Here is a 22569-nt window from a genome sequence, read left to right as displayed (position 1 = left end):
GACCGCGTGGAGCCTGCTGACGACGCCGCCGGCAGTGGGGCCGTGTCGGTCAGCCGAGCTGAACTTCGACGGTTACGAACGAATGCGCGGGCAGGTCGACGACCAGGTTCACACCGTCGCGTCGTACGTCGCTGAACGGCTGAGGCGAGACGGCCGCAGGCTCCCCCGTGGTGTTGTGGCTCTGCACCTTGGGTGCGGTGAGGATGCGGGCAGTTCCCAACTGCCAGTCAGCGCCGCGGATCTCGATCTGCAGGCGCGCGTCATCGGTGGTGTCCAGGTTCGTTGCGGAGAGCAGCATCGCGCCGTCCTTGACACTGGCCGACGCCGACAGTGTCGAGATCTCCCCGTCGCCGACCTCCTTGCGAGCAGCGGCCTGCTTGAGGTGAAGCGGCAGATGGACGGCGTCCTGATGGCCCTTGTTCATCTCGAAGACATGGTAGGTCGGCGTCAACACGAGCTCGGGGCCATCAGTGAGCAACATCGCCTGAAGCACGTTGACGGTCTGCGCGATGTTGGCCATCACCATACGATCTGCGTGCTGGTGGAAGATGTCGAAGTGCAGGCTCGCCACCAAGGCGTCGCGCAGGGTGTTCTGCTGGTAGAGGAAGCGGGGGTTGGTGCCTTCCTCAGTCCGCCACCAGGTGCCCCACTCGTCGCAGACCAGGCCGATCTGCCGCTGCGGGTCATAGCAGTCCATCACTCGGGAGTGCCCGGCGATGATCTCGTCCATGCGCCAGGCGCTGGCCATCGTCAGGTAGTACTCCTCCTCGCTGAACTCTGTCGCCGACCACTTCTTCCGCCACTCCGACGGACTCGTGTAGTAGTGGAACGCGAGTGCCTGGTACGGGCTTCGGCGGCGCTGCTCACATCCCAGGCAACTGATCGACTGCATGAGCTTCTGCGTCCAGTCGAAGTCGTCGTTACGCGCGCCGACGGCGATCCGGTAGAGCTCGTTGCCGTCGTGGCTGCGGCAGTACGTCGCGTACTGTCGTGCGAGGTCGGCGTAGTACTCCGCTCGCATGTTCCCACCGCAGCCCCAGGTCTCGTTCCCGATACCCCAGAACCGCACCTTCCACGGCTCGTCGCGTCCGTTCTGGCGACGCAGTCGCGACATGGGAGCTTCGCCGGATCGGGTGAGGTACTCCACCCAGTCGGCCATCTCCTGGACGGTTCCGCTACCGACGTTCCCGACGATGTAGGGCTCGGTATCGAGCAGCTCACACAGCGCCATGAACTCGTGCGTGCCGAAATGGTTGTTCTCGACGACGTTGCCCCAGTGGGTGTTCACCATCGACGGGCGAGACTCTTTCGGACCGATACCGTCACGCCAGTGGTACTCGTCGGCGAAACATCCGCCGGGCCAGCGAAGGTTCGGGATGGCGATCTGGCGGAGCGCCTCCACCACGTCGGTGCGGATGCCGCCGACGTTGGGGATGGGAGAGTCCTCCCCGACGTAGAAGCCGTCGTAGATGCAGCGTCCGAGGTGCTCAGCGAAGTGTCCGTACAGATGGCGGCTGATCTGCGGGCCAGCGATGTCAGCATTGACGACCGCGGTCATGGTCGAGGTGCTTGGCATGAAACTGCGTCCTCACTCGGCGTCGACGACTTGGCAAGCTCCATCGAGCTAGTGCCGACCACGGTACCGGCGGGGCTTTCGGGCAAATCTGCTGTGTCCATGGCTGGTCGGGCACCACAGTGAGCCGGTCAGCGGAGCCGACAGGCGCAGCGGCGACGAGTAGACGGTGGTGTCATGGCTGCGCCCGAAATACGACGGCTGACCGAACCTGGCCACATGCACAGTCGATCGCCCGACGAGGGTCGAGATGGCGGCGACAAGCGCCTAGCACTTGGGATGCCGAGCCCGCCGGGGACGGAATCTACATGCCGACCCGTCCCGGGGCAGATCTTGTCCACCCATTCGGCCATACCCCTTTGTCGAACTTTGGTGTCGGGGGGCGGAGGCGGGTGAGGTTGAAGGCCATCACGGCCAGTACGAGCCAGGCGGCGTTGGTGAACACCCCTGAGGGCAGATGTGCCAGGGCCGCGCTTCTCAGGTCGGCGAGGACTCGTTCGGTGATCACGTGGTGGCGGTGTGTCCTGTCTGCGGTCACCGTGTCCATCACCTGTAGATCGGTGGTGATGAAGAACGCGTACACCAGCTGCCGCGGCAGCTCGTCCATGGTGACTACTGGGACGACAACGGGAAGCTCACCGGATCTCGAATCTCTCTGATCACGGACCTGGACTTCATGGGCTACCGGCCACGCGTCGATTACCTGGCCCTGAAGCTCTTCTACGCCAACGAGCGGCTTGGACGCGACGACACCTTTGACGAGCGACGCGCGCAAACTCCGGATCCTCGTCGACGCCTACGATTGTGCCCTCCCGCAGCATCCTTCTGGTACGGAGCGTCGAGCGTTGCCGAACGCCACCGCTCGCAGCCCGCTGTGCCTCATTGCTCAGTTGGCGGACCCCGACGTGGCTGTGGTGGGCGAGGTACTGGCGAAGCGGGGACGGATCTGTCCTTGTCTCCTACGGCGGCGCCCATCCGGATCGGCTGGGAGCTCTCGAGCACGTGGACGATGACGAGATCCACGCCAACACGGGCACCGAAGTTGACGGTCTCATCGATCTGTTCGACGAGCTGTGCCATCGTCGAGGTGGCCACGGCCATGAAGTCCCGGCCACCGATCGCGCTACGACCAAAGTAGAACTGGAGCCGGTCGCAGGGTGGTCAGGTACTGGCGACGGCTCGGGGTTGGCAGCGTTCCCACTCCTGCGGATCTCCCGCTGACAAATTTCTCTCTGCCATGCACAAATTGACACTGGTCAGGCATTCGTGCCGGCGGTAACATCCCTCCATGTCTGATTCTGCTATTCGGAACGACAACAGTCGCTCGACGGTACTCAGAGCCTTCAGCATACTGGAAGTCTTTACCGCGGCAGATGATCAAATCAGCCTTGGGGAACTCGCTGAGCGCTCTGGAAATCCAAAATCAAGCACGCACCGAATCGTCACTGATCTGGTGATGGCTGGTGCCCTGGAACGTGGTGATTCGGGTTACCGACTCGGAGTGAGAATGTTCGAGTTGGGCCATCTCGTTCCCCTACAGCGCAAGCTTCGCGAGGTCGCGCTTCCATTTTTGCAGGACCTCCATGAGGTCACCCATCTCGCGACAACGCTGGCTGTACGCGATGGAACCGAGACTGTCTACGTGGAGAAACTCGTCAGTCACGACACCAATGCGCCGTACTCACGGGTCGGCTCCCGGATGCCGTTGCACTGCACAGCTTTGGGGAAGGCGATCCTTGCCTTCACCGATCCCGAGTCGCTGGAAGAACTCCTTGCGGGAGGGCTGCGGCCGATCACTGACCGCACCGTGTTGGATCCTGAGCAACTCCGTCGTGAGCTGGCGGCGATTCGACGGAGCCGGATCGCCTATGACTCCGGGGAGTCCAGGCGAGGCCGGTTCTGCGTGGCCGCTCCGGTGTTCGCCGGAACGACTCTGGTCGGAGCGCTTTCGGTGAGCGGCCACGCTGGCGCCGAACGCACACAACGGCTTGGCCCTGCCGTCATGGGAACGGCCAGGGCTTTGTCGAGATCGCTGGGGCCGTCCATGCCGATGCGTACAGGGTGACGAGGGCCGGGCGCGTCAAGCTACGCGTCCGGGAGGCACCTGCGGCGTGCGATCGTAGGCGTTTGGCGCTAGGTAGCGATTCCGACGTACTTTGTTTCGAGGTACTCCTGGATACCTTCGAATCCGCCTTCGCGCCCGATCCCGGAGTGCTTGATGCCGCCAAAAGGTGCAGCCGCGTTGGAGACAAGTCCAGTATTGACACCCACCATTCCGTACTCAAGACGATCTGACAAGTCGAAGGCGCGCGCGAGATCCCGCGTGTAGATATACGCAACAAGCCCATACTCGGTGTCATTGGCTATTCCGACGACGTCGTTGTCGGAGCTGAATGGGATAACGGACGCTATCGGGCCGAAGATCTCCTCATGGACCAGTCGCGCGTTGAGAGGTACCTCCGTGAGTACGGTCGGGGTGAAGAAGTTCCCCGGGCCTTCAAGGGGGCCGTTCCCGGTCACCACTCGGGCCCCACGGCGTACAGCGTCGTCGACGAGTTCGGCGACCTTGGTGACGGCGCGAGGGTTGATGAGAGGCCCGACCGTCACGCCGGGCTCGGTCCCGCGGCCAAGGCTGAGCCCGGCCATCCGGACAGCGAGCCGATCCGTGAAGTCCGCGAGCACGTCCGCGTGAATGAGGAACCGGTTGGCTGCGGTGCACGCCTCACCGATGTTGCGCATCTTGGCGAGCAGCGCACCGTCGACGGCGGCGTCGAGGTCGGCGTCGGGAAACACGATGAAGGGGGCGTTCCCGCCAAGCTCCATCGAGACTCGCAGAACCTGCTCACCGGCCTGTGCGATCAGGTGGCGCCCAACTGCTGTCGAGCCGGTGAACGACAGCTTCCTTATGCGGCCGTCCCTGAGTAGCGGCCCACTGATGTCGGCGGCTCTTGAAGTAGGGAGGACGTTCAGAGCCCCGGCGGGTAGCCCGGCCTCGCCAAGTACAGCCGCCAGGGCCAGCATGGTGAGTGGGGTGTCTGGCGCCGGCTTGACGATGGTCGTACAACCGGCGGCAATCGCAGGTGCGAGCTTGCGCGTCCCCATCGCCATGGGGAAGTTCCACGGAGTGATCACCAGCGTCGGTCCGACGGGCTGACGCATCGTGACGAACCGAGTCTTGCCGTCTGGGGAGAGGCGGTACTCCCCTCCGACGCGCACCGCCTCTTCGCTGAACCAGCGAAGAAAGTCGGCCGCATATCTGATCTCACCGCGACTCTCTGCGAGCGGCTTGCCCATCTCCAGAGTCATCAACAACGCGAGTTCGTCCTGCCGTTCGAGCATTGCCTCATACGCGCGAGCAAGAATGTCACTTCTCCGTCTGGGCGGGTGGGCCGCCCAGGCAGCCTGCGCCTTGGCTGCGGCATCGAGCGCCACTGCGGCGTCCCTGGGTGAGGCGTCGGCCACGTGACAGAGAGTCTCGCCTGTCGCCGGATCCGCCACCGGAAACGTCCTGTCGTCCTGAGCGCTGCGCCATTGTCCGTCAATGAACAACTCCTTCGGCACAGCCTTGATGACGTGACTTTCTCGGTCGATCGATGACATGGAGAACCCTTCTGTCGGCATCTTGTAGGTCGTGTACAACACCTGGCGTGACTCGGGTCTGTTGGACTCATGTGAGACGAATGGCAACCGCGGGACATCGGGTAGGTAGATCGCCCTGGTCAGCTTGGTCCCCGGAATGATGGCGCTCCATACTGTGTCCCGCTATCCGGAACGAGCTGACCTGTCGCGGAGGTGGGCAGGCTGGGTCGGGTGAGGGGACAAGGTCGACCGAAAATACCTGCCTCGCCGACGACTGACCCCAGGAGTTGCCGCCTGAGAAGCGCTGGCGCCGGCGTGCGACTCACACCGTCGGAACGACGCCGGCCGGGTGAAGGCGCCAACGACCGGCCGAGTGTGGTCGTTCCGGATACCGGGACGATCCGTGGAGGGGTCGCACCCTCGCTGACACACTGACCGCAGATCGGCCACGACGAGGGAGTCGGAATGGTGCGGAGCGGCGAAGCCTCCTGGCGAAGCAGAGCACGCTCTAGACGCCTGACGAATCTCCGCGGCGGCGCCTGGTTCGGCGTAGTGCCGCGCCTTATATCTCGTTGAATGCTGGGCCTCGTCCAGGCAGCGCAACACAACTCGCAGTTGGCACGGCAAGAGAAATGATTCCCTGACGCCGGGAGAAGTGATCCCTGGCAGCTACGGGTCTAATGCCGACGAGTGTGCGTGAGGAGCGTCATGTCTGAAAGGTTTGGCGTCGCCGTGTTCGGCTGTGGTGGAGTATCCACAGCACATTTCGACGCGTATCTGAAACATCCGAAGGTAAGGATCGTGGCGGCCGTAGACACGGTACCTGAGCTTGCCGAATCCGCCGCGAACAAGTGGGGTGCCGAACAGTCGTACACGTCGGTGGAGGAGGCACTGTCGAATCCTGACATTCAGTTTGTCGACCTGTGCCTGCCACATCACCTGCACGCGCCGGTGGCGATCCAGGCGGCGAAGGGAGGCAAGCATGTATTCGTCGAAAAGCCTATCGCAAACACCCTGGATGAGGCGGACGCGATGATCGCTGCCGCCGCGGCGAACGATGTTCTACTGATGGTCGACCAGACCAAGCGATATCAGAACCGGTTCAGGAGGGTCAAACAACTCCTCGAAAAGGGCTACGCCGGCAAGCCGATACTTGTGAAGATCGCCTATCCCCAGGACATCACGTATGCCTGGACGCACATGAGCGATCAGCGGCGCCGTACGTACTGGAAACACGACGGAGTCATCTCGGGAATTGGAATCCACGCGATCGACCTCCTTCGGTGGCTGATCGGTGAGGTAGTGGAGGTGCAGGCTGTAGCGTCGACGACCAAGCTGATCGCTCCAGACCGCAAGACCGAAGACTCTGCGATCATGATCCTCAAGTTTGAGAACGGCTGTATTGGTGAGTGCACCGTGTCGTATGTGCTCAGAGATCCGAAGATGGCCGGAAGCTGGGATCTCATGCCGCTCCAAATCTTCGGTGAGGACGGATCCGTGCAGATGGACGACGACGACCAGATAAGGGTCTACTCGCACGCCAGTACAGGCGGTGACGAGGCCGTGGAGTTGCTACTCCCAACGAAAGGCCCTGTAGGTGCGCCGCCGCCCCCTAACGAAGGGATGGCTGGGGCCATCGACCATCTGATCGAGTGCATTTCGGGTGGCGCGACGCCGCTGACTGACGGGAACGATGCGCGCAAGTCGCTTGCGGTGATCGAAGCGGCGTACCGGTCGGTCAATGAGTCCCGTCCCGTCCGCGTTGCGAGCTGAGCGTCCCGACGGACTTGCCAGCGATGGAGGAAAGGTAATCGTGCAGATCTGTCTGCGAACCCACATTGTGTCGGACGACCCGACCACACGCCTGAACTATTGTCTTGGAACCGGGATCACTGCTGCACAGGAGTCCGCGAAGTCCATTCCGGGTGCTGTCGAGCGAGGCTGGCCGACGGCTGCCGAGTTGAAGGAGTACCGAAAGCCGTTCGACGAGGCGGGCGTGAGCATCATCGGCCTTGAGCCGGTGCTCGAGCCGGTCCGGACCTGGCCCGACAACACCGTCGCGGGCCGTGCGAGCTACGAAACGTTCGTCCGGCACCTGGATGCCGCGGGCGAGGCGGGCATCGGTGTCGTCACACTTCATCCGCCCCTCGATGATGCCCGCAGCGACGCCGAGGCCAAGCACCAGTTCGAGGCCAACTGCGTCTTCTACCAGAAGGCGTCAGGTGACGCGAGTCGGACTGGCACGAAGCTTGCCACCCACTCGCCGTGGCCGCCGACGAAAGGACTATGGGGAGCGGACGACTTCCGCGCGGTCTTCGATGCGGTTCCCGCCCCGGAGAACGGAATGATCTTCTGCATGGGTTGCATGGCGATCAGCAGGTCTGACGCCCTGCAGGCCATGGAGGACCTGGTCGACCGGATCTTCATGGTTCACGTGCGGGACGTCGTGATCCACACGGACGGCGGGGTCGACGAGGTTCTTCCTGGAAGCGGTGAGGTGGACCCGGACGCGAAGATTCGCGCCCTGGATCGCATCGGCTACCGGGGACCGATCGCACCGGAGCATCTTCCCAGCATCTTCGGTGAACAGAAGTCCGAGATCTCCATGGCATGGGCGGTCGGCTTTTGCCGTGCGACCTTGCGAGACCTCGCGAGTAGTAACGCTGGATGAGCCTCCACGAGTCGTTCAGGTCGAAGGGCCGGGGCTGATCGGCTAGGGACATCAGCCAGCAGATGGCCCCGGTGTCCACGCGTTCCGCCGAACGGTCGAGAGGTACATCGGCCGATTACCACAGCTAGCGAAGGAAGGGAGGAAGTCATGCCGAGAACTCTCGATCGTCGGCGGTTCGTCCTGGCATCACTCGCGGGAATCGGTGGGGCCACCGTCCTGGGTGGATGTGGGGTTGCCTCGGGAGCCCAGGACAGAGAGGACACGCTGATCGTCAGCGTGTCTGACACGATCAACCAGCTCTCCGACGTGGGAGTGGTGAATCCGTTCCTGCTCGGGACCTACCGAACTGGGTGGCAGTTCGCCTTCGAGCCACTCTTCTTCTACAACCCGTGGTGGACGGCGAAGGTCACCGGTCCTGCGTGGCTGCCCGGAAAGGATGGGGTGATTCCATACCTTGCGACCGGGTTCCGTTACAACGCCGATTACACCGAGATCGAAATTGACCTGCGTCCAGGAGTTTCCTGGAGCGATGGAAAGCCGTTCACGGCAAGAGACGTTGCGTTCACGTTGGAGATGCTGAAGGCATCTGCCCCCCAGCTGAACTTCTCCTTCGACATGAATCTGTGGATCAAGCGGGTTGATGTCGTATCCGAGCTGAGAGCGCGGATCTTTCTCAACCGACCGAACCCGCGGTTCATGATGAGCTATCTGCTTTGGCGTCAGGATGTCGGAATTCCGATGGTCCCTGAACACATCTTCAAAGGCAAGCCGGCTACAACATTCACAAACTTCGATATCGACAAGGGATGGCCGGTCGTGACCGGCCCTTGGAAGCTGGTGAACTCGACATCTGAACAGAAGGTATGGGAGCGGCGCGATGACTGGTGGGGCGCCAAGACGGGCTTCCACCGTCTTCCAGCGCCGAAGCGGGTAGTCGTGTTGCCGCTGTACTCGACCGACAAACTGACGCAACTGTTGGCGTCGAACAAGCTGGACGCGACACACAACATCCCGCCTGCGAACGCCAAGACCGCTCTGCGGAAGAACCCGGACCTCATCGTCCGTGCGCGTGACCAGTCGAAGCCGTGGGGTTGGCTCGATTGGTGGACAAACCAGCTCGGGTTCAACTGTTCGAGGCCTCCGTTCGACGATCCTGACATCCGGATGGCAATCAACTACGCCTTGGATCGCGAAGAGATCATTCGGGTCGGGTTCGATGGGGATTCGACCGCGGCGCTGTTGCCGCTTCCGTCGTATCCGTCGCTGCGGAAGTTTCGCGACCTGGCGCGCCCAACATTGGAGTCGAAGGGTATTTCGACAACTGCTCACCTCGAGAAGACCAATCAGATCATGGAGTCCAAGGGGTATCGAAAGGACCCGAAGGGGCTCTGGGCCGTGAATGGCAAGCGGTTCCCGATCGTCATCATGTGTCAGCCAGGCTTCTTCGAGAGCTATCTTCCCATCATGGTGGCGCAGTTGAGAAGGGCCGGATTCGACGCAGGGTACAAGGCGCTGTCAACGGCCGGATCAATGGTGGACCGGGGCGAGATCGACGCGTTTATGGACGGAAACCAGGGTGCGGCCGTCAGCGATCCCTACGGTGAACTCGAGACCCTACACGGCCGCTACTCGGCGCCGGCCGGGAAGGTTGCGACCTATCCCAACCGCTGGAAGAACCCAGAGTACGACCATCTGGTCGAAGAGATGGGGTCGCTGCCGCCGGAAGACCCACGGTTTGTGTCGGCCTATGAGAAGGCGATCGCGAACGTGGTCGCGGAAGCGCCCGTCATTCCGCTGGTGGACAACTATCTGATAATGCCGGTGAGCACCAAGTACTGGCACGGATGGCCGGACGAGTCGAACCCGTACTGCGCTCCGTCTCTCTGGCACCGAACGGCCGGTCTCGTTATCAACTCTCTCGAACCAGCACCGCGGCCCTGACTCGTAGACCGGAACAATTGTGGATACGGCGGATGTCGTGCAGGTTCGGCTCACGCGATCGACGCGGGTGATCGTGCGAGCCTCTCGGTCGGATGGAGGTGCGTTTGATGTCCGTGGCTTATATTCTCCGGCGCATTGGACAGTTCTTGATCGTGGTCTGGGTTGCCTCGACGGTGAATTTCTTCCTCCCGCGCCTAGGGCCGGGGGACCCGGTGCGAAACCGTTTGCTCAACGCCCAGGTGACGGGCGGTGTACAGTCCGAAGGCGTTTCTGAGATCGTTCAGGCCTACAACCGCCAGTTTGGGTTGGACAAGCCGCTCGTTGAGCAGTACCTGATCTACCTGTGGAATCTTGTCCACTTCGACTTCGGTTTCTCCATAGCCAGCTATCCCACCAGAGCCTCCACCCTCATCTTCGCCGCCATCCCGTGGACACTCGGGCTCCTGTTGGTGGCTACGTTGGTGGCATTCTTCATCGGGACCCTGTTGGGATCACTCGCGGCATGGCCGCGCTCCCCACAGTGGGTGCGTCACCTGTCGGTGCCGGTGATGGGGCTGTCCGCGGTTCCGTACTACCTGATCGGGCTCGCACTTATCTACCTGCTCGCTGTGTTAGTCCCGGTCTTCCCATCTTCGGGTGGCTACTCCTTGGGCGCGACGCCATCGTTCACGCTCGGCTTCGCGGTGGACGTGCTGAGCCACTCGTTCATGCCGGCAGCGGCGATCGTCGCGTCTTCGGTGGGATTCTGGGCGCTCAGTATGCGCGGCATGATGATCACAACGGTTGGCGAGGAGTTCGTGAACCTCGCCGACGCGAAGGGGCTCAAGGCCAATCGAGTGTTCGTGAGATACGCCCTTCGTAACGCACTGCTTCCGCAGGTGACACATCTCGCCCTCTCGATCGGCCACATCGTGTCCGGATCAATCATTGTCGAGGTGGTGTTCGGCTACCCCGGTGTCGGCGTCCTGTTGTTCAACGCCATCACTGGAGAGGACTACTTCGTGATCTACGGCGTCGTCTTCATCGTCGTTCTCGCGATCGCGCTGAGCACGCTCATCGTGGATCTGCTCTACCCGTTACTCGATCCACGTATCGCATATGGAAGGACCTAGTATGGCCAGGTCAGCGATTGCCCCTGTGGAGATGTGGCCTCGCCAGATCATCCGCGCGACGGTGCACTTCGTCCGATACTGTCGGCGCAACCCGGCGCTGGCAGTCGGTCTGGTAATACTCCTGTTTCTCGCCGGCCTTGGTTTGGTCGGCCGCCTGATCGTGAACGTGGACGACTCGGCCCCTGCGAGTGTCACCCCGAACCTGGCGCCGTCGCTGACTCATCCCTTCGGGACGGACGGACAAGGAAGAGACCTGTTCGCGGCGCTGGTCATTGGACTGCCGCTCACCCTCCAGGTCGGGTTCGTAGCAGGTGCGATCGGCCTCGGGGTCGGTGCTGTCGTGGGCTTTGTCAGCGGGTACGTGGGGGGCGTCCTTGACGCCATCGTTCGGGTGGCAGTCGACTCGCTACTCACGGTACCCGCGCTGCTGATCCTTGTGACGATCGCATCGTCGATCAAGGGATTCATCAGTGTGAACGTCATAGCGCTGGTGATCGCGTCGCTGGCCTGGATGGGTCCAGCCAGGACCATCCGTGCCCAGGTCCTGACTCTGCGAGGACGGGGGTACGTCGACATCGCACGCTTCTCAGGCGTGGGAACGGTTGGTGTCATCTGTCGCGAGCTCCTGCCAAACCTGCTCGGTTACCTGGCCTCGAGTTTCGTCGCGGCCGTGTCAACCGCGGTCCTTGCCTCGGTAGGTCTGTCTGCGCTGGGCCTGGGACCGCAGAACGTTCCGACCGTGGAGATGATGTTGTACTGGGCGATCTTCTACGGAGCGCTGGCCAGCGGCGCCTGGTGGTGGTGGGTCTTTCCTGGCGGCCTGGTTCTCCTCTTGTTCCTGGGCCTGTACTTCGTGACTTCCGGGCTTGATGAGGTTGCCAATCCGAGAAGGAGGCTGGGGACTTGACTGCGATGGCGAAGAGACCCGCTCTGGACATGCGAGAGCTTCGTGCCTACTACGACACCCCGGCGGGCACAGCAAAGGCAGTCGACGGAGTGACCCTGACCGTGGACCCCGGCGAACGGTTCGGCCTGGTGGGGGAGTCCGGGTCGGGCAAGTCCACCATCGCCATGGCGGCGATGCGTCTCCTCCGGCCCCCTGCCCGGATCGAGGGCGGTCAGGTGTGGGTGGGAGACGTCGACATGATGGGTGCGTCGGAGGACGAGGTACGCCGGCTGAGGCTCGCCAAGGTGGCACTGGTTGCACAGGGCTCGATCAATGCGCTCAATCCAGTCGCACGCGTGCGGGCGCAGCTGCTGGACGGTGCACGGGATCACGGCGTCAGGTTCAACCGGCGGGAGGCGGACAGCTTCGTTGCGGACTTGTTGGAGCAGGTAGGACTGCACGCGGAGGTGGCGAACTCCTTCCCGCATCAACTGAGTGGCGGCATGAAGCAGCGGGTGTGCATCGCCATCGCCGTCTGTCTTCGACCCGAGGTCATCATCGCCGACGAGCCGACGAGCGCGTTGGACGTCGTCGTGCAGCGCCAGGTGATGGAGAGCCTACGCGCGGTGCAGGCGTCACTCGGCGCCGCAGTCCTGCTCATTGGTCACGACATCGGCCTCATGGCACAGGTGGTGCATCGGCTGGGTGTGATGTACGCCGGCCGACTGGTGGAGGTGTGTGGGATTCGTGAGGCCTGCCGCGAGCCACTGCACCCCTACACAAGGCTACTGGTGGGGAGCGTGCCCAATCTCACCACCAAGGAGGACTTCGGGGGGATTCCCGGACTGCCACCGTCGCTGGTGATCGACCAGCCGGGCTGTCCCTTCCGGGAGCGGTGTCCGGAGGCGATGGAGCGATGCGCCACCGAGGCCCCCGTCCTGCGAACGGTGCGGCCTGGCCGTCAGGTCGCGTGCCACCTCTACTGAAAGGCAGTCCTCGCTATGGGTGTTCTGATGGAGGTTCGGGAAGTCTCGAAGAGGTTTGGCGGGGGAGTCTTCGGTGGCCGACACGTGGTCGGCCTCGACGGTGTGTCGTTCACGGTAGACGAGGAACATCCGTCGATCACGACGGTAGTCGGCGAGAGCGGTTCAGGTAAGACCACCTTCGCCCGGCTGATGCTTGGCGTGACCTCGCCAACCAGCGGTGAGGTCCTGTACAGAGGGACCGACATCGCTCGACTGTCCAAGGCACAACGAAAGCGCTTCCGACGCGACGTGCAGGTAGTGTTCCAGGATCCATACGATGTATACAACCCGTTCTACAAGGTCGACCATGTCCTGAAGACGACTGTCGCGAGATTCGGGCTGGCACGATCTGGTGATGCATCGGACGAGCTGATCGAAGAGGCGCTGACGGCGATCGGCCTGCGTCCGGAGTCAACGCTCGGTCGGTATCCACATCAGCTGTCCGGAGGCCAGCGACAGCGCATCATGGTGGCGCGAGCACTCCTGGTGCGCCCTGCACTGATCGTCGCCGACGAGCCCGTTTCGATGGTGGATGCCTCGATGCGCGCATCCATCCTGAGGACCCTCCGCCGTCTCAAGACCGACTTCGGCATCTCCGTCGTCTACATTACCCACGATCTGACCACCGCCTATCAGGTGGGTGACCAGATGATCGTTCTGTACAAGGGGATGGTTGCCGAGGCGGGCAACGTCGACAGCGTGGTCCACGACCCCAAACATCCGTACACGCAGCTACTGCTACGGTCCGTTCCCTTACCAGATCCTGACGCTGGGTGGAGCGGCGACACGAAGCCCACGCGCCCTCGGCGAGCCCCTGGTGGGGAGAGTTGCGCCTTCGTGGACCGTTGCGGATTCGCGATGGACGTATGCGTAGAACGGATGCCACCACTCTACCGAACCGAACCGCACCGGACCGCGGCATGTTTCCGGTACGAGGGCGCACCAGTTATGGCGCGCGGTGAACTCAGGGACGTGCTCACCGCACGGGCGGAAGCGGAAGGAGGTTGAATGTCATGACGCGTTACAGCGTCAGCCACGCGGCAATCCACCTGGGCGGGATTCTGGTGGTCCCGCCCCTTGCGGGAGACGCGTATGGACGTCTGCGCTTCCGAGGCCTGGATCGAGTATTCGCGCCGCCGTTCGCGAGGTTCCGCATGAGGCAGTCAGTCATGACGTTGTGAACCGATCACGCAAGTCCACTTTGCGCGACCACTTCCGGCCACTGTCACGGACTTCGGCGAAGAGTACGCTGTGAGTTCCAGACGCCAGATGTAACTCTGATCGGGGCTCTGCCCGGTCAATCATGTCGACAGGCAACAGAAGCAGGCGGGCCGTCGTCACAAGATGCGTTCTCCAGATCGAGTTGGCACTCGCATCCGAGAGAAGCACGCGGCCTGAGATCAATACCTCGTGAGACGCGCTCTTACTGCATCGTCGGGGCTCTCCCAGCCGACTCGGCAGTGCTTACCCCGACGTCCAATCGAAAGGTTCGTCCGACGACTTTGGTCATGAGGTGCATTGTCCGATGCTCGGTTTCATAGTGCGCCGCACGCTCTACATGTTCCCAACCCTGATTCTCATATCGATTGTCTCCTTCGCCATCATCCAGTTACCCCCGGGTGACTATCTGACGACCCTGGTCGCGCAGATGAGCGCGGAGGGCGAGTCGATCGACCAGTCGCAACTGGCGGCACTCGAGGAGCGCTACGGCCTTGGCGAGCCGATCTACGTCCAGTACTACAAGTGGGTGTCGGCGATCCTGTTTCACCTTGATTTCGGCCAGTCGTTCGGGTGGAACCGCCCAGTCGTCGAACTGCTGGCGCAGCGGTTGCCGCTCACGATCGTCTTAGCGGTGTCGACACTGATCATCACCTGGATCATCGCGTTCCCGATCGGCCTCTACTCTGCAGTCAAGCAATACTCGATAGGCGACTACATCGCGACGACGATCGGTTTCCTCGGCCTGGCAATCCCGAACTTCCTGATCGCCCTGGTGTTGATGTACATCGGATCCCGCTTCTTCGACCAGAGTGTCGGCGGGCTGTTCTCGAAGGATTACGTAGACGCGAACTGGAACCTCGGGAAGTTCCTCGATCTGTTAACACACCTGTGGGTTCCGATCGTGGTCCTCGGCACCGCGGGCACCGCCGGTTTGATCAGGATCCTACGTGCCAATTTGCTGGACGAGTTGCGCAAGCCTTATGTGGTCGCAGCCAGAGCACGTGGCATGCCAGAGCGCAAGCTGGTGTTGAAGTACCCGCTTCGCATCGCACTGAACCCGTTCGTCTCCACGGTCGGCTGGATCCTGCCGGGCCTCATCTCCGGCGAGGTGATCGTGGCGCAGGTGCTGTCACTTCCGACCACCGGGCCAATGATGCTGAGCGCTTTGACCAGCCAGGACATGTACCTCGCCGGGTCGGTGATTCTCATCGTCTCCGTGCTGACGGTGATCGGCACGTTGCTGTCCGATATCGCGTTGGCGTGGCTCGACCCACGCGTCCGACTGCGGACCCGATGAGAGGTCAGGTGTGAAGAGATGGCGCAGACCTTGCCGCCGACCGGCCCTGGGCCGGCGCACGTGGTCACTGAGGATGATCACTCGAGGGAGGAGATCTTCTCCGCGAGGCAGTCGAAGCTGGTGTGGTGGGCGTTCAGGAAGCACAAACTTGCCATGGTCGGCATGGTCGTGACGATCGCGATCTACTTCGTAGCGGTCTTCGCAGAGTTCCTGGCGCCTGCCGGGCCCTCGAAGTTTGACGCTCCCCACGCGTACGCGCCGCCCCAGCGCCTCCACGTGCTCGATCGTGGGGAGGACGGAGGCTGGAAGCTAGGGATGTACGTCGACGGCTATAGATCGTCGATGGATGAGGAGACGCTCGACCGGATCTACACGCTGGACCAGGGATCGAAGATCCCGGTGGGTCTGTTCGTCAGGGGCGCCGAGTACAGGATGTGGGGCCTTATCCCGATGGACCGGCACCTCATCGGTCCCAAGAGCCCTGGCCAGCCGTTCTACCTGTTCGGCACTGACCGCAGCGGGCGCGATCTGTTGTCCAGGACCATCTACGGCACACGCGTGTCGATGACGATCGGCCTCATCGGCGTAGCCATGGCCTTCGCACTCGGTGTCGCCCTTGGTGGGGTGTCCGGCTACTTCGGCGGCAAAGTCGACACCCTGATCCAGCGTCTCGTGGAGTTCTTCATGTCCGTCCCTACGCTGCCACTCTGGCTTGGTCTGGCCGCAGCCTTACCAGGCAGTTGGGGACCGCTGCGCCGATACTTCGCGATCACCGTCATACTCGCGATCATCGCCTGGACCGATCTGGCTCGGGTGACCCGCGGAAAGTTCCTGTCGCTCCGCACGGAAGAGTTTGTGAGCTCGGCGCACCTCGACGGAAATTCAAGGCGACGAGTGATCTTCCGACACATGCTGCCATCGTTCACCAGCCATCTGGTGGCCTCGCTAACGCTGTCGATTCCGGGCATGATCCTGGCAGAGACGTCGCTCAGCTTTCTCGGCCTCGGTCTACAGGCGCCCGTCGTGAGCTGGGGTGTTCTGCTCCAGGAGGCGCAGAGCATCCGCACCGTCGCGACCGCCCCTTGGCTCATGATCCCAGGCCTGGCTGTCATCGTCGCAGTCCTCTCCCTCAACTTCATGGGCGACGGGCTGCGGGACGCTGCTGACCCATACAAACGCTAGGGAGTGCGGATGCTCACAGAGGACGTACTGCTTTCTGTGGAAGGCCTCAAGACGCATTTCTTTCTCGACGAGGGTGTCGTGCGGTCCGTTGACGGCGTCAGTCTCACCGTTCCGCGCGGCCGAACCGTCTGCGTCGTGGGGGAGTCTGGCTGTGGCAAGTCGGTGACTGCGCGGTCGATCCTCGGCCTCGTCGACCCGCCCGGGCGGATCGTCGAGGGAAACATCTGGCTGCGTCGTCCGCCTGTCGACAAGGGGCTGGAGGTCGCTGGGGACTCCACACGGGCTCGGAGTCGGAGAGGAAGTACGAAGCCCAGCGGCGGGCTCAGGACCAAGGCGGCTGGTGGAAGGTCGACGAAGCGAGGTCCGCGAACCGCAGAGGGAGCTGACCGGATCGACCTCGCCGTCCTGGACCCGCACGGTGAGGAACTGCGCCAGGTGCGGGGTAACGAGATCTCGATGGTGTTCCAGGAGCCGATGGCATCGCTCTCGCCGATGTACACCGTGGCGCAGCATCTCGTCGAGGCGATCATGTTACACCGACGGGTCACGAGGAAGGATGCCTGGAGCCGCGGCGTCGCCTTGTTGGAGCGGGTTGGCATCCCACGGCCAGAGCAGCGCATGGACTCCTACCCGTTTCAGCTCTCGGGCGGGATGTGCCAGCGGGTGATGATCGCCATCGCACTCGCCTGCGAACCCAGCCTCCTGATCGCCGACGAGCCAACCACCGCACTCGACGTGACCACCCAGGCCCGCATCATCGACCTGCTAACCGAACTGCAGGCCGACACCGGAATGGCGATGCTCTTCATCACCCACGACCTCGGCGTGGTTGCCGAGGTCGCCGACGAGGTAGTGGTGATGTACCTCGGGACCGTGGTCGAGCAAGGCAGCGTGGACGACATCTTCCACCACCCGCAACACCCTTACACCAAGGCGCTGCTCACCTCCGTCCCCACCATGGGCAGCGGTGTCAGGCAGCGCAAGGCGTCCATCCGAGGGGAGGTTCCGCACCCACTCAACCGGCCTCCGGGTTGTCCCTATCATCCTCGCTGCGAGCACGCGATCGCCGGCCTGTGCGACACGGTGGATCCGCCGCAGGTACGGGTCGGTCCCAGCCTTTCGAGATGCGTGTTGCACGACGCGGAACTTCTGCACGCGCACGGCGTCGACTCGCAGAGGGTCAGGGCTACCTTCGACGCAGGGGAGGAGAAGTGACCGCTCCGACTATGCCGGCTGGAACGTCCGTACCTAGTAGTGAGGCCGTCCTCCTTCGTGTGGAGGGGCTGGCGATGCGCTTCCCGATTCGCCGGCGTGGGCTGCTGGCTCGAACTACCGGACACGTGCACGCGGTCAACGGCGTCGATCTGACGATCCGGTCCGGTGAGGTCCTTGGGCTGGTTGGTGAGTCGGGCTGCGGCAAGACGACTCTTGGTCGCTGCATCGTCCGTTCCGAGGAGCCCAGCGGAGGCAGCATTCACTACACCGACGCAAAGGGCCGGACGACCGATTTAGCGGGGATCGACCGGCGGGAGCTTCGCCAGTTCCAGCGGGAGATCCGGGTCATCTTCCAGGACCCGTTCTCCTCGCTCAACCCCCGCATGACGCTCCTGCAGATCGTCGGCGACCCCCTCAAGGCCTACGGCATCGCATCCGGAAGCGAACTGGAGGACCGCGTCGCCGCCATGCTTCGCAAAGTAGGGCTCTCACCCGGCCACATGCGCCGATACCCCCACGCCTTCTCCGGCGGCGAACGGCAACGAGTCAACATCGCCAGGGCACTCATCGTCCAACCCCGACTGGTCATCGCCGACGAAGCAGTCTCCGCCCTGGACGTCTCGGTCCGAGCACAGATCCTCAGCCTGTTACGTGACCTGCAGGACGAACTTGACCTGACCTACCTGTTCATCTCCCACGACCTCTCGGTCGTGGAAAGCATCTGCGACCGGGTCGCTGTCATGTACCTCGGCAAGATCGTCGAGCTCGCAGAAACAGCAGACCTCTACACCAACCCTCAGCACCCCTACACCGAAGCCCTACTCTCGGCAGTACCCAAGCCCGACCCCCGGCTACGAGGCTCCGCACGCCGGATCAGATTGTCCGACGACTTCCCCGACCCCTCCAAACTGCCCAGCGGTTGCCTCTTCCACACCCGCTGCAACTACAACCAGGAGAAGTGTTCGACAGAACGCCCCGACCTACGCCACCTCTCCGCACAACACCAGGCCGCCTGCCACTTCTCCGAGGAACTCAATCTCATCGGCGTCATGGGTGGGAAACCAGCAGCGACCGGCGAGCCCCTGGATTAGGCGACTCTTCCAGGTGAGACGGAACCCGAGTCAGGAGATCTCAATGCCTTGACACTCCCAAAAGAGTTGCATAGATTTCATTAGGAACCCGTTCTAGGATTCCAGAACCCTCGCAGATTGCGCGGGCCAGATCAGTTGCAAGTCACGCCCCTCGCTGGCCTCGGAGTCCTTTCGAGGATCGGGCGAGGTAGGCCCACCCATTGGGGATTTTCCGTCGTCGACGTATTCCTGTATCCACACCCTCTGCCATGTCAGTCAGGTGCGGAAGTGGATGCCCCGCGGAGCGTCGGACGGCCAGGTGCGCCAGTCACTTTGGGGGTTTGTGCCATGGATAAGGCGAAAGACAGGCGAGGAACAGCCAGACGCGACCTTTTACGCATGGGGCTGTCAATCATGGCGGCCGCCCCGTTAATCGGGTGCGACCTGTCCATCGAACCCGACAAGAACGGAGATGCGAAGGGCTCGAGCGGCGGTAGTGCGGCTCCTGGAGGTGAGCCCCCCATGCTCGCCGGAAGGGTCCAAGCTGGGGAGTTGCCGGCACTCAAGGACCGCCTCCCAACGAAGCCGCTGGTCGTCGAACCGACCACGAGCATCGGTCGCTATGGGGGTACGTGGAACACGGCGGTTCCCAGTCCGGACTCCGACATGAAGATCGCCTACGACGGGTTGGCGCGCTGGAACAAGGACTGGACTGGGGCCGTCCCCAACCTCGCCGAGTCGTGGGAGGTTGCAACAGGTGGGCGCCAGTACACCTTCCATCTCCGCGAGGGTGTGAAATGGTCTGACGGGAAACCCTTCACCGCCGACGACATCGTGTTCGCGTTTGACGACGTGCTGCGCAACAAGGCCCTGAACCCAATCTTCCCTGCGTGGTTCTCTGCTGGCAACAAGCCGCCGACGCTCGAGAAAGTGAACGACTATACGTTCAGGATCGTTTTTGTCGAGCCGAACAGTCTACTCCTGCAAAACCTCGCGGCCGGTCGCGGAAATGTCTTGACGGACTATCCCAGACACTACTTCGAGAAGTTTCACGAGAAGTACAACGAGAACATCCTGGACTTGGCGAAGGAGGAAGGGTATCCGTCCTGGACAGAACTGTTTCTGAGTAAGGGTGGAGCAGGGTCCCTAGACCTAGCCTACTGGCAGAACCCCGATATCCCGACGTTGTTTGCGTGGCGGGTGAACAAGCCGCTTGAGGGTGGAAATCGTCTCGTGCTGGAGCGGAACCCTTACTACTGGAAGACCGATCCCAAGGGAAGCCAGCTGCCGTACCTCGACGAGGTCGTCATCGAGGTGATCGAAACTCCCGATGTCGGTGTCCTCAAGGCCAGCCGTGGTGAGCTGAGTATCCTGAGCGACCAGTTCATGGCGGTGCGATACAAGCCCGTCCTGGCTCGCACGCGGGAAGAGGGCGGCTACCACTTCATTGATCGGCTCGTCTCGGACCCGAACGCCGCCAGTATCTCCCTCAACCTCAACCACAAGGATCCGGCGCTACGAACGGTGTTTCAGAACAAGGACTTCCGTATCGGACTGTCCTACGCAATAAATCGTCAAGAGATCATCGATGTGATCCTGCAGAGTCAGGGTGAGCCCTGGCAGCTGGCGCCACGTCGGGAATCCGACTTCTACGACGAGCGACTGGCCAAGCAGTACACGCAGTTCGACCGCGCGAAAGCCAACATGCAGTTGGATCGTGCGGGATATCGGGAACGCAACGCCAAGGGCGTCCGCCTGAGGCCCGACGGAGAGCCAATCTCGTTCGCCCTCGGCGTGCGTACCGACAGTATATCGACGTGGCCAGACACGGCGGAACTAATCAGAGGATATTTCGCAGGGGTTGGTGTCGAGGTCCGCGTCAATGGGGCGGCAGGTTCCTTGATCTTCGCGCAGATGGAGAATAATGATCACGACGCAGTGATCGATGATGGAGACTCGGGTCTGAACGACGCGATGCTGAATCCGCAATGGTTCTTCCCCTACAACACGACGTCATACTTCGCCGTGGAGTGGGGCGCCTGGTATGAGTCCTCAGGCCGGAACGGTGAGGAGCCACCCGAGGCCACCCGCCGTCAGATGATGCTCTACGACCAACTCAAGGTGACCGTGGAGAAAGACAAGCAGCAAGAGTTGTTCAAGCAGATTCTCCGTATCTCCCAGGAGGAGTTCTACGTCATTGGGACGGTTCTCAATCCAACGGGCTACGATGTCGTACAGAATTCCTTGCGTAATGCTCCTGAGAAATTGGAACTGGAGGCGGACTTCTACCCGACTCCCGGCTGGACGAAGCCAGAGCAGTACTACTGGGACGAATAACAGGGGCTGCTTCTTCAGCGTAAGACTGCCGAGACTCAGTTGGGTTCGGCAGGGAGGGAATACGATTCACCTGGCGAAAGGTTCACAGCATGAAGATTACTGGCGTGGAGTGCCATTTCGTTGACAGGTATCTCTTGGTCGAGGTGCACACCGATGCCGGCATCTCCGGTCTGGGGGAGTCGGGCGCATGGGGTTTCCTGGAGTCGTCCGCGGCGGCAGTGGAGAAGTTCGGCCGGTATCTCGTGGACAAGGATCCTTTGCATATCGAGCACCACTGGCAGTACATGTACCGGTTCAGCCACTTTCGGGGGTCCGCGATCATGGGGGCGATCAGCGCCCTGGACATCGCGCTGTGGGATATCGCCGGCAAGCACTTCGGGGTGCCGGTGCATCATCTGCTGGGCGGTCCGGTTCGTGACCGGGCGCGGGCGTACCACCACGTGTTCGGTTCGACCCGGGAGGAACTGCTGGCCGGGATCAAGTCGGCCCGCGCGGCGGGCTTCACCGCGGTGGGACATCTGACTCCGTTCCTCGACGAACCCAGGGACCGCCCCTTCGCCGTGCACACCGGAGTGCGGTTGATCGAGGAGGCGGCCGAGGCGGTTCGGCTGTACCGGGAGGCCGTCGGGTCGGAAGTCGACCTGTGCGTCGAGATCCATCGGCGGCTGAACCCGGCTGAGGCGATCCAGTTGGGCCGTGCGATCGAGCCGTACAGGCCCTTCTTCTACGAGGACCCGGTTACTCCGGACAACTTCGACGAGATGGCTTACGTGGCGAGCAAGATCTCGATTCCGATCGCGACTGGTGAGCGGATGACCTCGCTGTGGGAGTTCCAGATGCTGTTGGCGAGAGGCGCTGTGCAGTACGTGCGTCCCGACGTGTGCCTGGTGGGCGGGATCTCGGGGGCCAAGAAGATCGCCGCCCTGGCCGAGGCGCATCATGTCGGTGTCGTTCCGCACAACCCGCTCAGCCCGGTGTCAACCGCGGCCTGCCTGCAGATCGCGGCGTGCATTCCCAACTTCGCTCTCCAGGAGTACCCCGGTGAATGGTCACCGCCGAGGTCACTGCTGATGAGCCCGCCGATCGGGCACGACGGGAACGGATACCTGATGATCCCCAGCGATCCGGGCATCGGAGTCACACTCAACCGTGATGCGCTGGAGATGCTGCCCGAGGTGAAGCGTGAGGTTGTCACCCGGTTGCGTACGGACGGATCCGTGATGGACCAGTAGTGGGCCAGTAGCGGCCCGCCCGCCCGCGAGGATGTTGGTGGCGCCTCCGGGCGGGTCACGTCCAGAACCTGCCGCGAAAGCGGATCAAGAGTTCGGTTCGGCTCCAGGCGATGGCTGATCCGGGCACCTCGCGACAACGCGAGGTGCCCGGATCGGAGGAAGGTGCGCTGTTGGCTCACCCATTGCGCGACCTGGCCCGCAGAGTCCGTGATGGACTGGTTGGCCGTG

The 22569-nt window shown here is 62.5% G+C and carries 18 protein-coding genes and 1 pseudogene; 15 read left to right on the top strand and 4 right to left on the bottom strand.

The window, feature by feature from the left end; genetic code table 11:
* Positions 1 to 49: 49 nt before the first annotated feature.
* From HEB94_RS02515 to HEB94_RS54225, 3 genes and pseudogenes are all read right to left on the bottom strand, one after another.
* Entirely contained in the window at positions 50 to 1576 is a 1527-nt protein-coding gene (locus tag HEB94_RS02515) for an alpha-N-arabinofuranosidase (RefSeq protein WP_192748447.1), read from the bottom strand.
* 385 nt (positions 1577 to 1961) lie between these two features.
* Positions 1962 to 2153, bottom strand: a pseudogene (locus HEB94_RS02510) (IS1380 family transposase); the annotation flags it as partial.
* 299 nt (positions 2154 to 2452) lie between these two features.
* Positions 2453 to 2653 (bottom strand): IclR family transcriptional regulator domain-containing protein, encoded by a 201-nt coding sequence (locus HEB94_RS54225; RefSeq protein ID WP_420481572.1) that lies wholly within the window; start codon positions 2651 to 2653, stop codon positions 2453 to 2455.
* Here HEB94_RS54225 and HEB94_RS02505 point away from each other — a divergent pair.
* On the top strand, positions 2576 to 2794 hold the full coding sequence (locus tag HEB94_RS02505) for a hypothetical protein (RefSeq protein ID WP_192748446.1): 219 nt from the start codon (positions 2576 to 2578) through the stop codon (positions 2792 to 2794). The two genes, HEB94_RS54225 and HEB94_RS02505, sit on opposite strands and share 78 nt — an antisense overlap.
* Before the next feature lie 67 nt (positions 2795 to 2861).
* A complete protein-coding gene (locus tag HEB94_RS02500) occupies positions 2862 to 3638 on the top strand; it encodes an IclR family transcriptional regulator (RefSeq protein ID WP_192748445.1) in 777 nt (258 codons plus the stop codon).
* A 68-nt stretch (positions 3639 to 3706) separates the two neighbouring features.
* Here HEB94_RS02500 and HEB94_RS02495 read toward each other — a convergent pair whose 3' ends face one another.
* Complete coding sequence (locus HEB94_RS02495; protein ID WP_192756191.1) at positions 3707 to 5173, bottom strand: NAD-dependent succinate-semialdehyde dehydrogenase; 1467 nt, start codon at positions 5171 to 5173, stop codon at positions 3707 to 3709.
* Between the two features lie 687 nt (positions 5174 to 5860).
* On the opposite strand from HEB94_RS02495, the gene HEB94_RS02490 reads away from it, so the two are divergent.
* From HEB94_RS02490 to dgoD, 13 genes are all read left to right on the top strand, one after another.
* Entirely contained in the window at positions 5861 to 6925 is a 1065-nt protein-coding gene (locus tag HEB94_RS02490; RefSeq protein ID WP_192748444.1) for a Gfo/Idh/MocA family protein, read from the top strand.
* A gap of 40 nt (positions 6926 to 6965) precedes the next feature.
* Positions 6966 to 7823, top strand: a complete 858-nt coding sequence (locus HEB94_RS02485; protein WP_192748443.1) for a TIM barrel protein — start codon at positions 6966 to 6968, stop codon at positions 7821 to 7823.
* A gap of 147 nt (positions 7824 to 7970) precedes the next feature.
* Positions 7971 to 9764 (top strand): ABC transporter substrate-binding protein, encoded by a 1794-nt coding sequence (locus HEB94_RS02480; protein WP_192748442.1) that lies wholly within the window; start codon positions 7971 to 7973, stop codon positions 9762 to 9764.
* A gap of 107 nt (positions 9765 to 9871) precedes the next feature.
* Complete coding sequence (locus HEB94_RS02475) at positions 9872 to 10876, top strand: ABC transporter permease (RefSeq protein ID WP_192748441.1); 1005 nt, start codon at positions 9872 to 9874, stop codon at positions 10874 to 10876.
* 1 nt (position 10877) lies between these two features.
* Positions 10878 to 11783, top strand: coding sequence for an ABC transporter permease (locus tag HEB94_RS02470; protein ID WP_192748440.1), 906 nt, complete (start codon positions 10878 to 10880; stop codon positions 11781 to 11783).
* Between the two features lie 29 nt (positions 11784 to 11812).
* The gene (locus HEB94_RS02465; protein ID WP_238361395.1) at positions 11813 to 12748 is read left to right on the top strand and encodes an ABC transporter ATP-binding protein; all 936 of its coding nucleotides are present in this window, start codon (positions 11813 to 11815) and stop codon (positions 12746 to 12748) included.
* Between the two features lie 15 nt (positions 12749 to 12763).
* The gene (locus tag HEB94_RS02460; protein WP_192748438.1) at positions 12764 to 13795 is read left to right on the top strand and encodes an ABC transporter ATP-binding protein; all 1032 of its coding nucleotides are present in this window, start codon (positions 12764 to 12766) and stop codon (positions 13793 to 13795) included.
* 517 nt (positions 13796 to 14312) lie between these two features.
* Positions 14313 to 15305, top strand: a complete 993-nt coding sequence (locus HEB94_RS02455) for an ABC transporter permease (RefSeq protein ID WP_192748437.1) — start codon at positions 14313 to 14315, stop codon at positions 15303 to 15305.
* A gap of 18 nt (positions 15306 to 15323) precedes the next feature.
* Positions 15324 to 16487, top strand: coding sequence for an ABC transporter permease (locus tag HEB94_RS02450; protein ID WP_192748436.1), 1164 nt, complete (start codon positions 15324 to 15326; stop codon positions 16485 to 16487).
* 9 nt (positions 16488 to 16496) lie between these two features.
* Positions 16497 to 17702 (top strand): ABC transporter ATP-binding protein, encoded by a 1206-nt coding sequence (locus HEB94_RS02445; protein WP_192748435.1) that lies wholly within the window; start codon positions 16497 to 16499, stop codon positions 17700 to 17702.
* Between the two features lie 74 nt (positions 17703 to 17776).
* The gene (locus HEB94_RS02440) at positions 17777 to 18793 is read left to right on the top strand and encodes an ABC transporter ATP-binding protein (RefSeq protein WP_238361394.1); all 1017 of its coding nucleotides are present in this window, start codon (positions 17777 to 17779) and stop codon (positions 18791 to 18793) included.
* A gap of 501 nt (positions 18794 to 19294) precedes the next feature.
* Positions 19295 to 21109 carry an ABC transporter substrate-binding protein gene (locus HEB94_RS02435; protein WP_192748434.1) on the top strand — a complete coding sequence of 605 codons (1815 nt, stop codon included), beginning with the start codon at positions 19295 to 19297 and terminating at the stop codon, positions 21107 to 21109.
* 89 nt (positions 21110 to 21198) lie between these two features.
* Entirely contained in the window at positions 21199 to 22341 is a 1143-nt protein-coding gene (gene dgoD, locus HEB94_RS02430) for a galactonate dehydratase (RefSeq protein ID WP_192748433.1), read from the top strand.
* Positions 22342 to 22569 lie beyond the last annotated feature (228 nt).

Source organism: Actinopolymorpha pittospori (assembly GCF_014873875.1).
Classification (GTDB): domain Bacteria; phylum Actinomycetota; class Actinomycetes; order Propionibacteriales; family Actinopolymorphaceae; genus Actinopolymorpha; species Actinopolymorpha pittospori.
The sequence above is the reverse complement of the archived record's forward strand: the minus strand, read 5'-3'. Positions and strand labels throughout refer to the sequence as shown.

Bases quoted from the DNA above. Each gene is read 5' to 3' on its own strand.
- HEB94_RS02515 (WP_192748447.1), bottom strand. From the start codon at position 1,576: ATGCCAAGCACCTCGACCATGACCGCGGTCGTCAATGCTGACATCGCT.
- HEB94_RS54225 (WP_420481572.1), bottom strand. From the start codon at position 2,653: ATGGCACAGCTCGTCGAACAGATCGATGAGACCGTCAACTTCGGTGCC.
- HEB94_RS02500 (WP_192748445.1), top strand. From the start codon at position 2,862: ATGTCTGATTCTGCTATTCGGAACGACAACAGTCGCTCGACGGTACTC.
- HEB94_RS02495 (WP_192756191.1), bottom strand. From the start codon at position 5,173: ATGTCATCGATCGACCGAGAAAGTCACGTCATCAAGGCTGTGCCGAAG.
- HEB94_RS02490 (WP_192748444.1), top strand. From the start codon at position 5,861: ATGTCTGAAAGGTTTGGCGTCGCCGTGTTCGGCTGTGGTGGAGTATCC.
- HEB94_RS02480 (WP_192748442.1), top strand. From the start codon at position 7,971: ATGCCGAGAACTCTCGATCGTCGGCGGTTCGTCCTGGCATCACTCGCG.
- HEB94_RS02475 (WP_192748441.1), top strand. From the start codon at position 9,872: ATGTCCGTGGCTTATATTCTCCGGCGCATTGGACAGTTCTTGATCGTG.
- HEB94_RS02470 (WP_192748440.1), top strand. From the start codon at position 10,878: ATGGCCAGGTCAGCGATTGCCCCTGTGGAGATGTGGCCTCGCCAGATC.
- HEB94_RS02465 (WP_238361395.1), top strand. From the start codon at position 11,813: ATGCGAGAGCTTCGTGCCTACTACGACACCCCGGCGGGCACAGCAAAG.
- HEB94_RS02460 (WP_192748438.1), top strand. From the start codon at position 12,764: ATGGGTGTTCTGATGGAGGTTCGGGAAGTCTCGAAGAGGTTTGGCGGG.
- HEB94_RS02455 (WP_192748437.1), top strand. From the start codon at position 14,313: ATGCTCGGTTTCATAGTGCGCCGCACGCTCTACATGTTCCCAACCCTG.
- HEB94_RS02450 (WP_192748436.1), top strand. From the start codon at position 15,324: ATGGCGCAGACCTTGCCGCCGACCGGCCCTGGGCCGGCGCACGTGGTC.
- HEB94_RS02445 (WP_192748435.1), top strand. From the start codon at position 16,497: ATGCTCACAGAGGACGTACTGCTTTCTGTGGAAGGCCTCAAGACGCAT.
- HEB94_RS02440 (WP_238361394.1), top strand. From the start codon at position 17,777: ATGCGCTTCCCGATTCGCCGGCGTGGGCTGCTGGCTCGAACTACCGGA.
- HEB94_RS02435 (WP_192748434.1), top strand. From the start codon at position 19,295: ATGCTCGCCGGAAGGGTCCAAGCTGGGGAGTTGCCGGCACTCAAGGAC.
- dgoD (WP_192748433.1), top strand. From the start codon at position 21,199: ATGAAGATTACTGGCGTGGAGTGCCATTTCGTTGACAGGTATCTCTTG.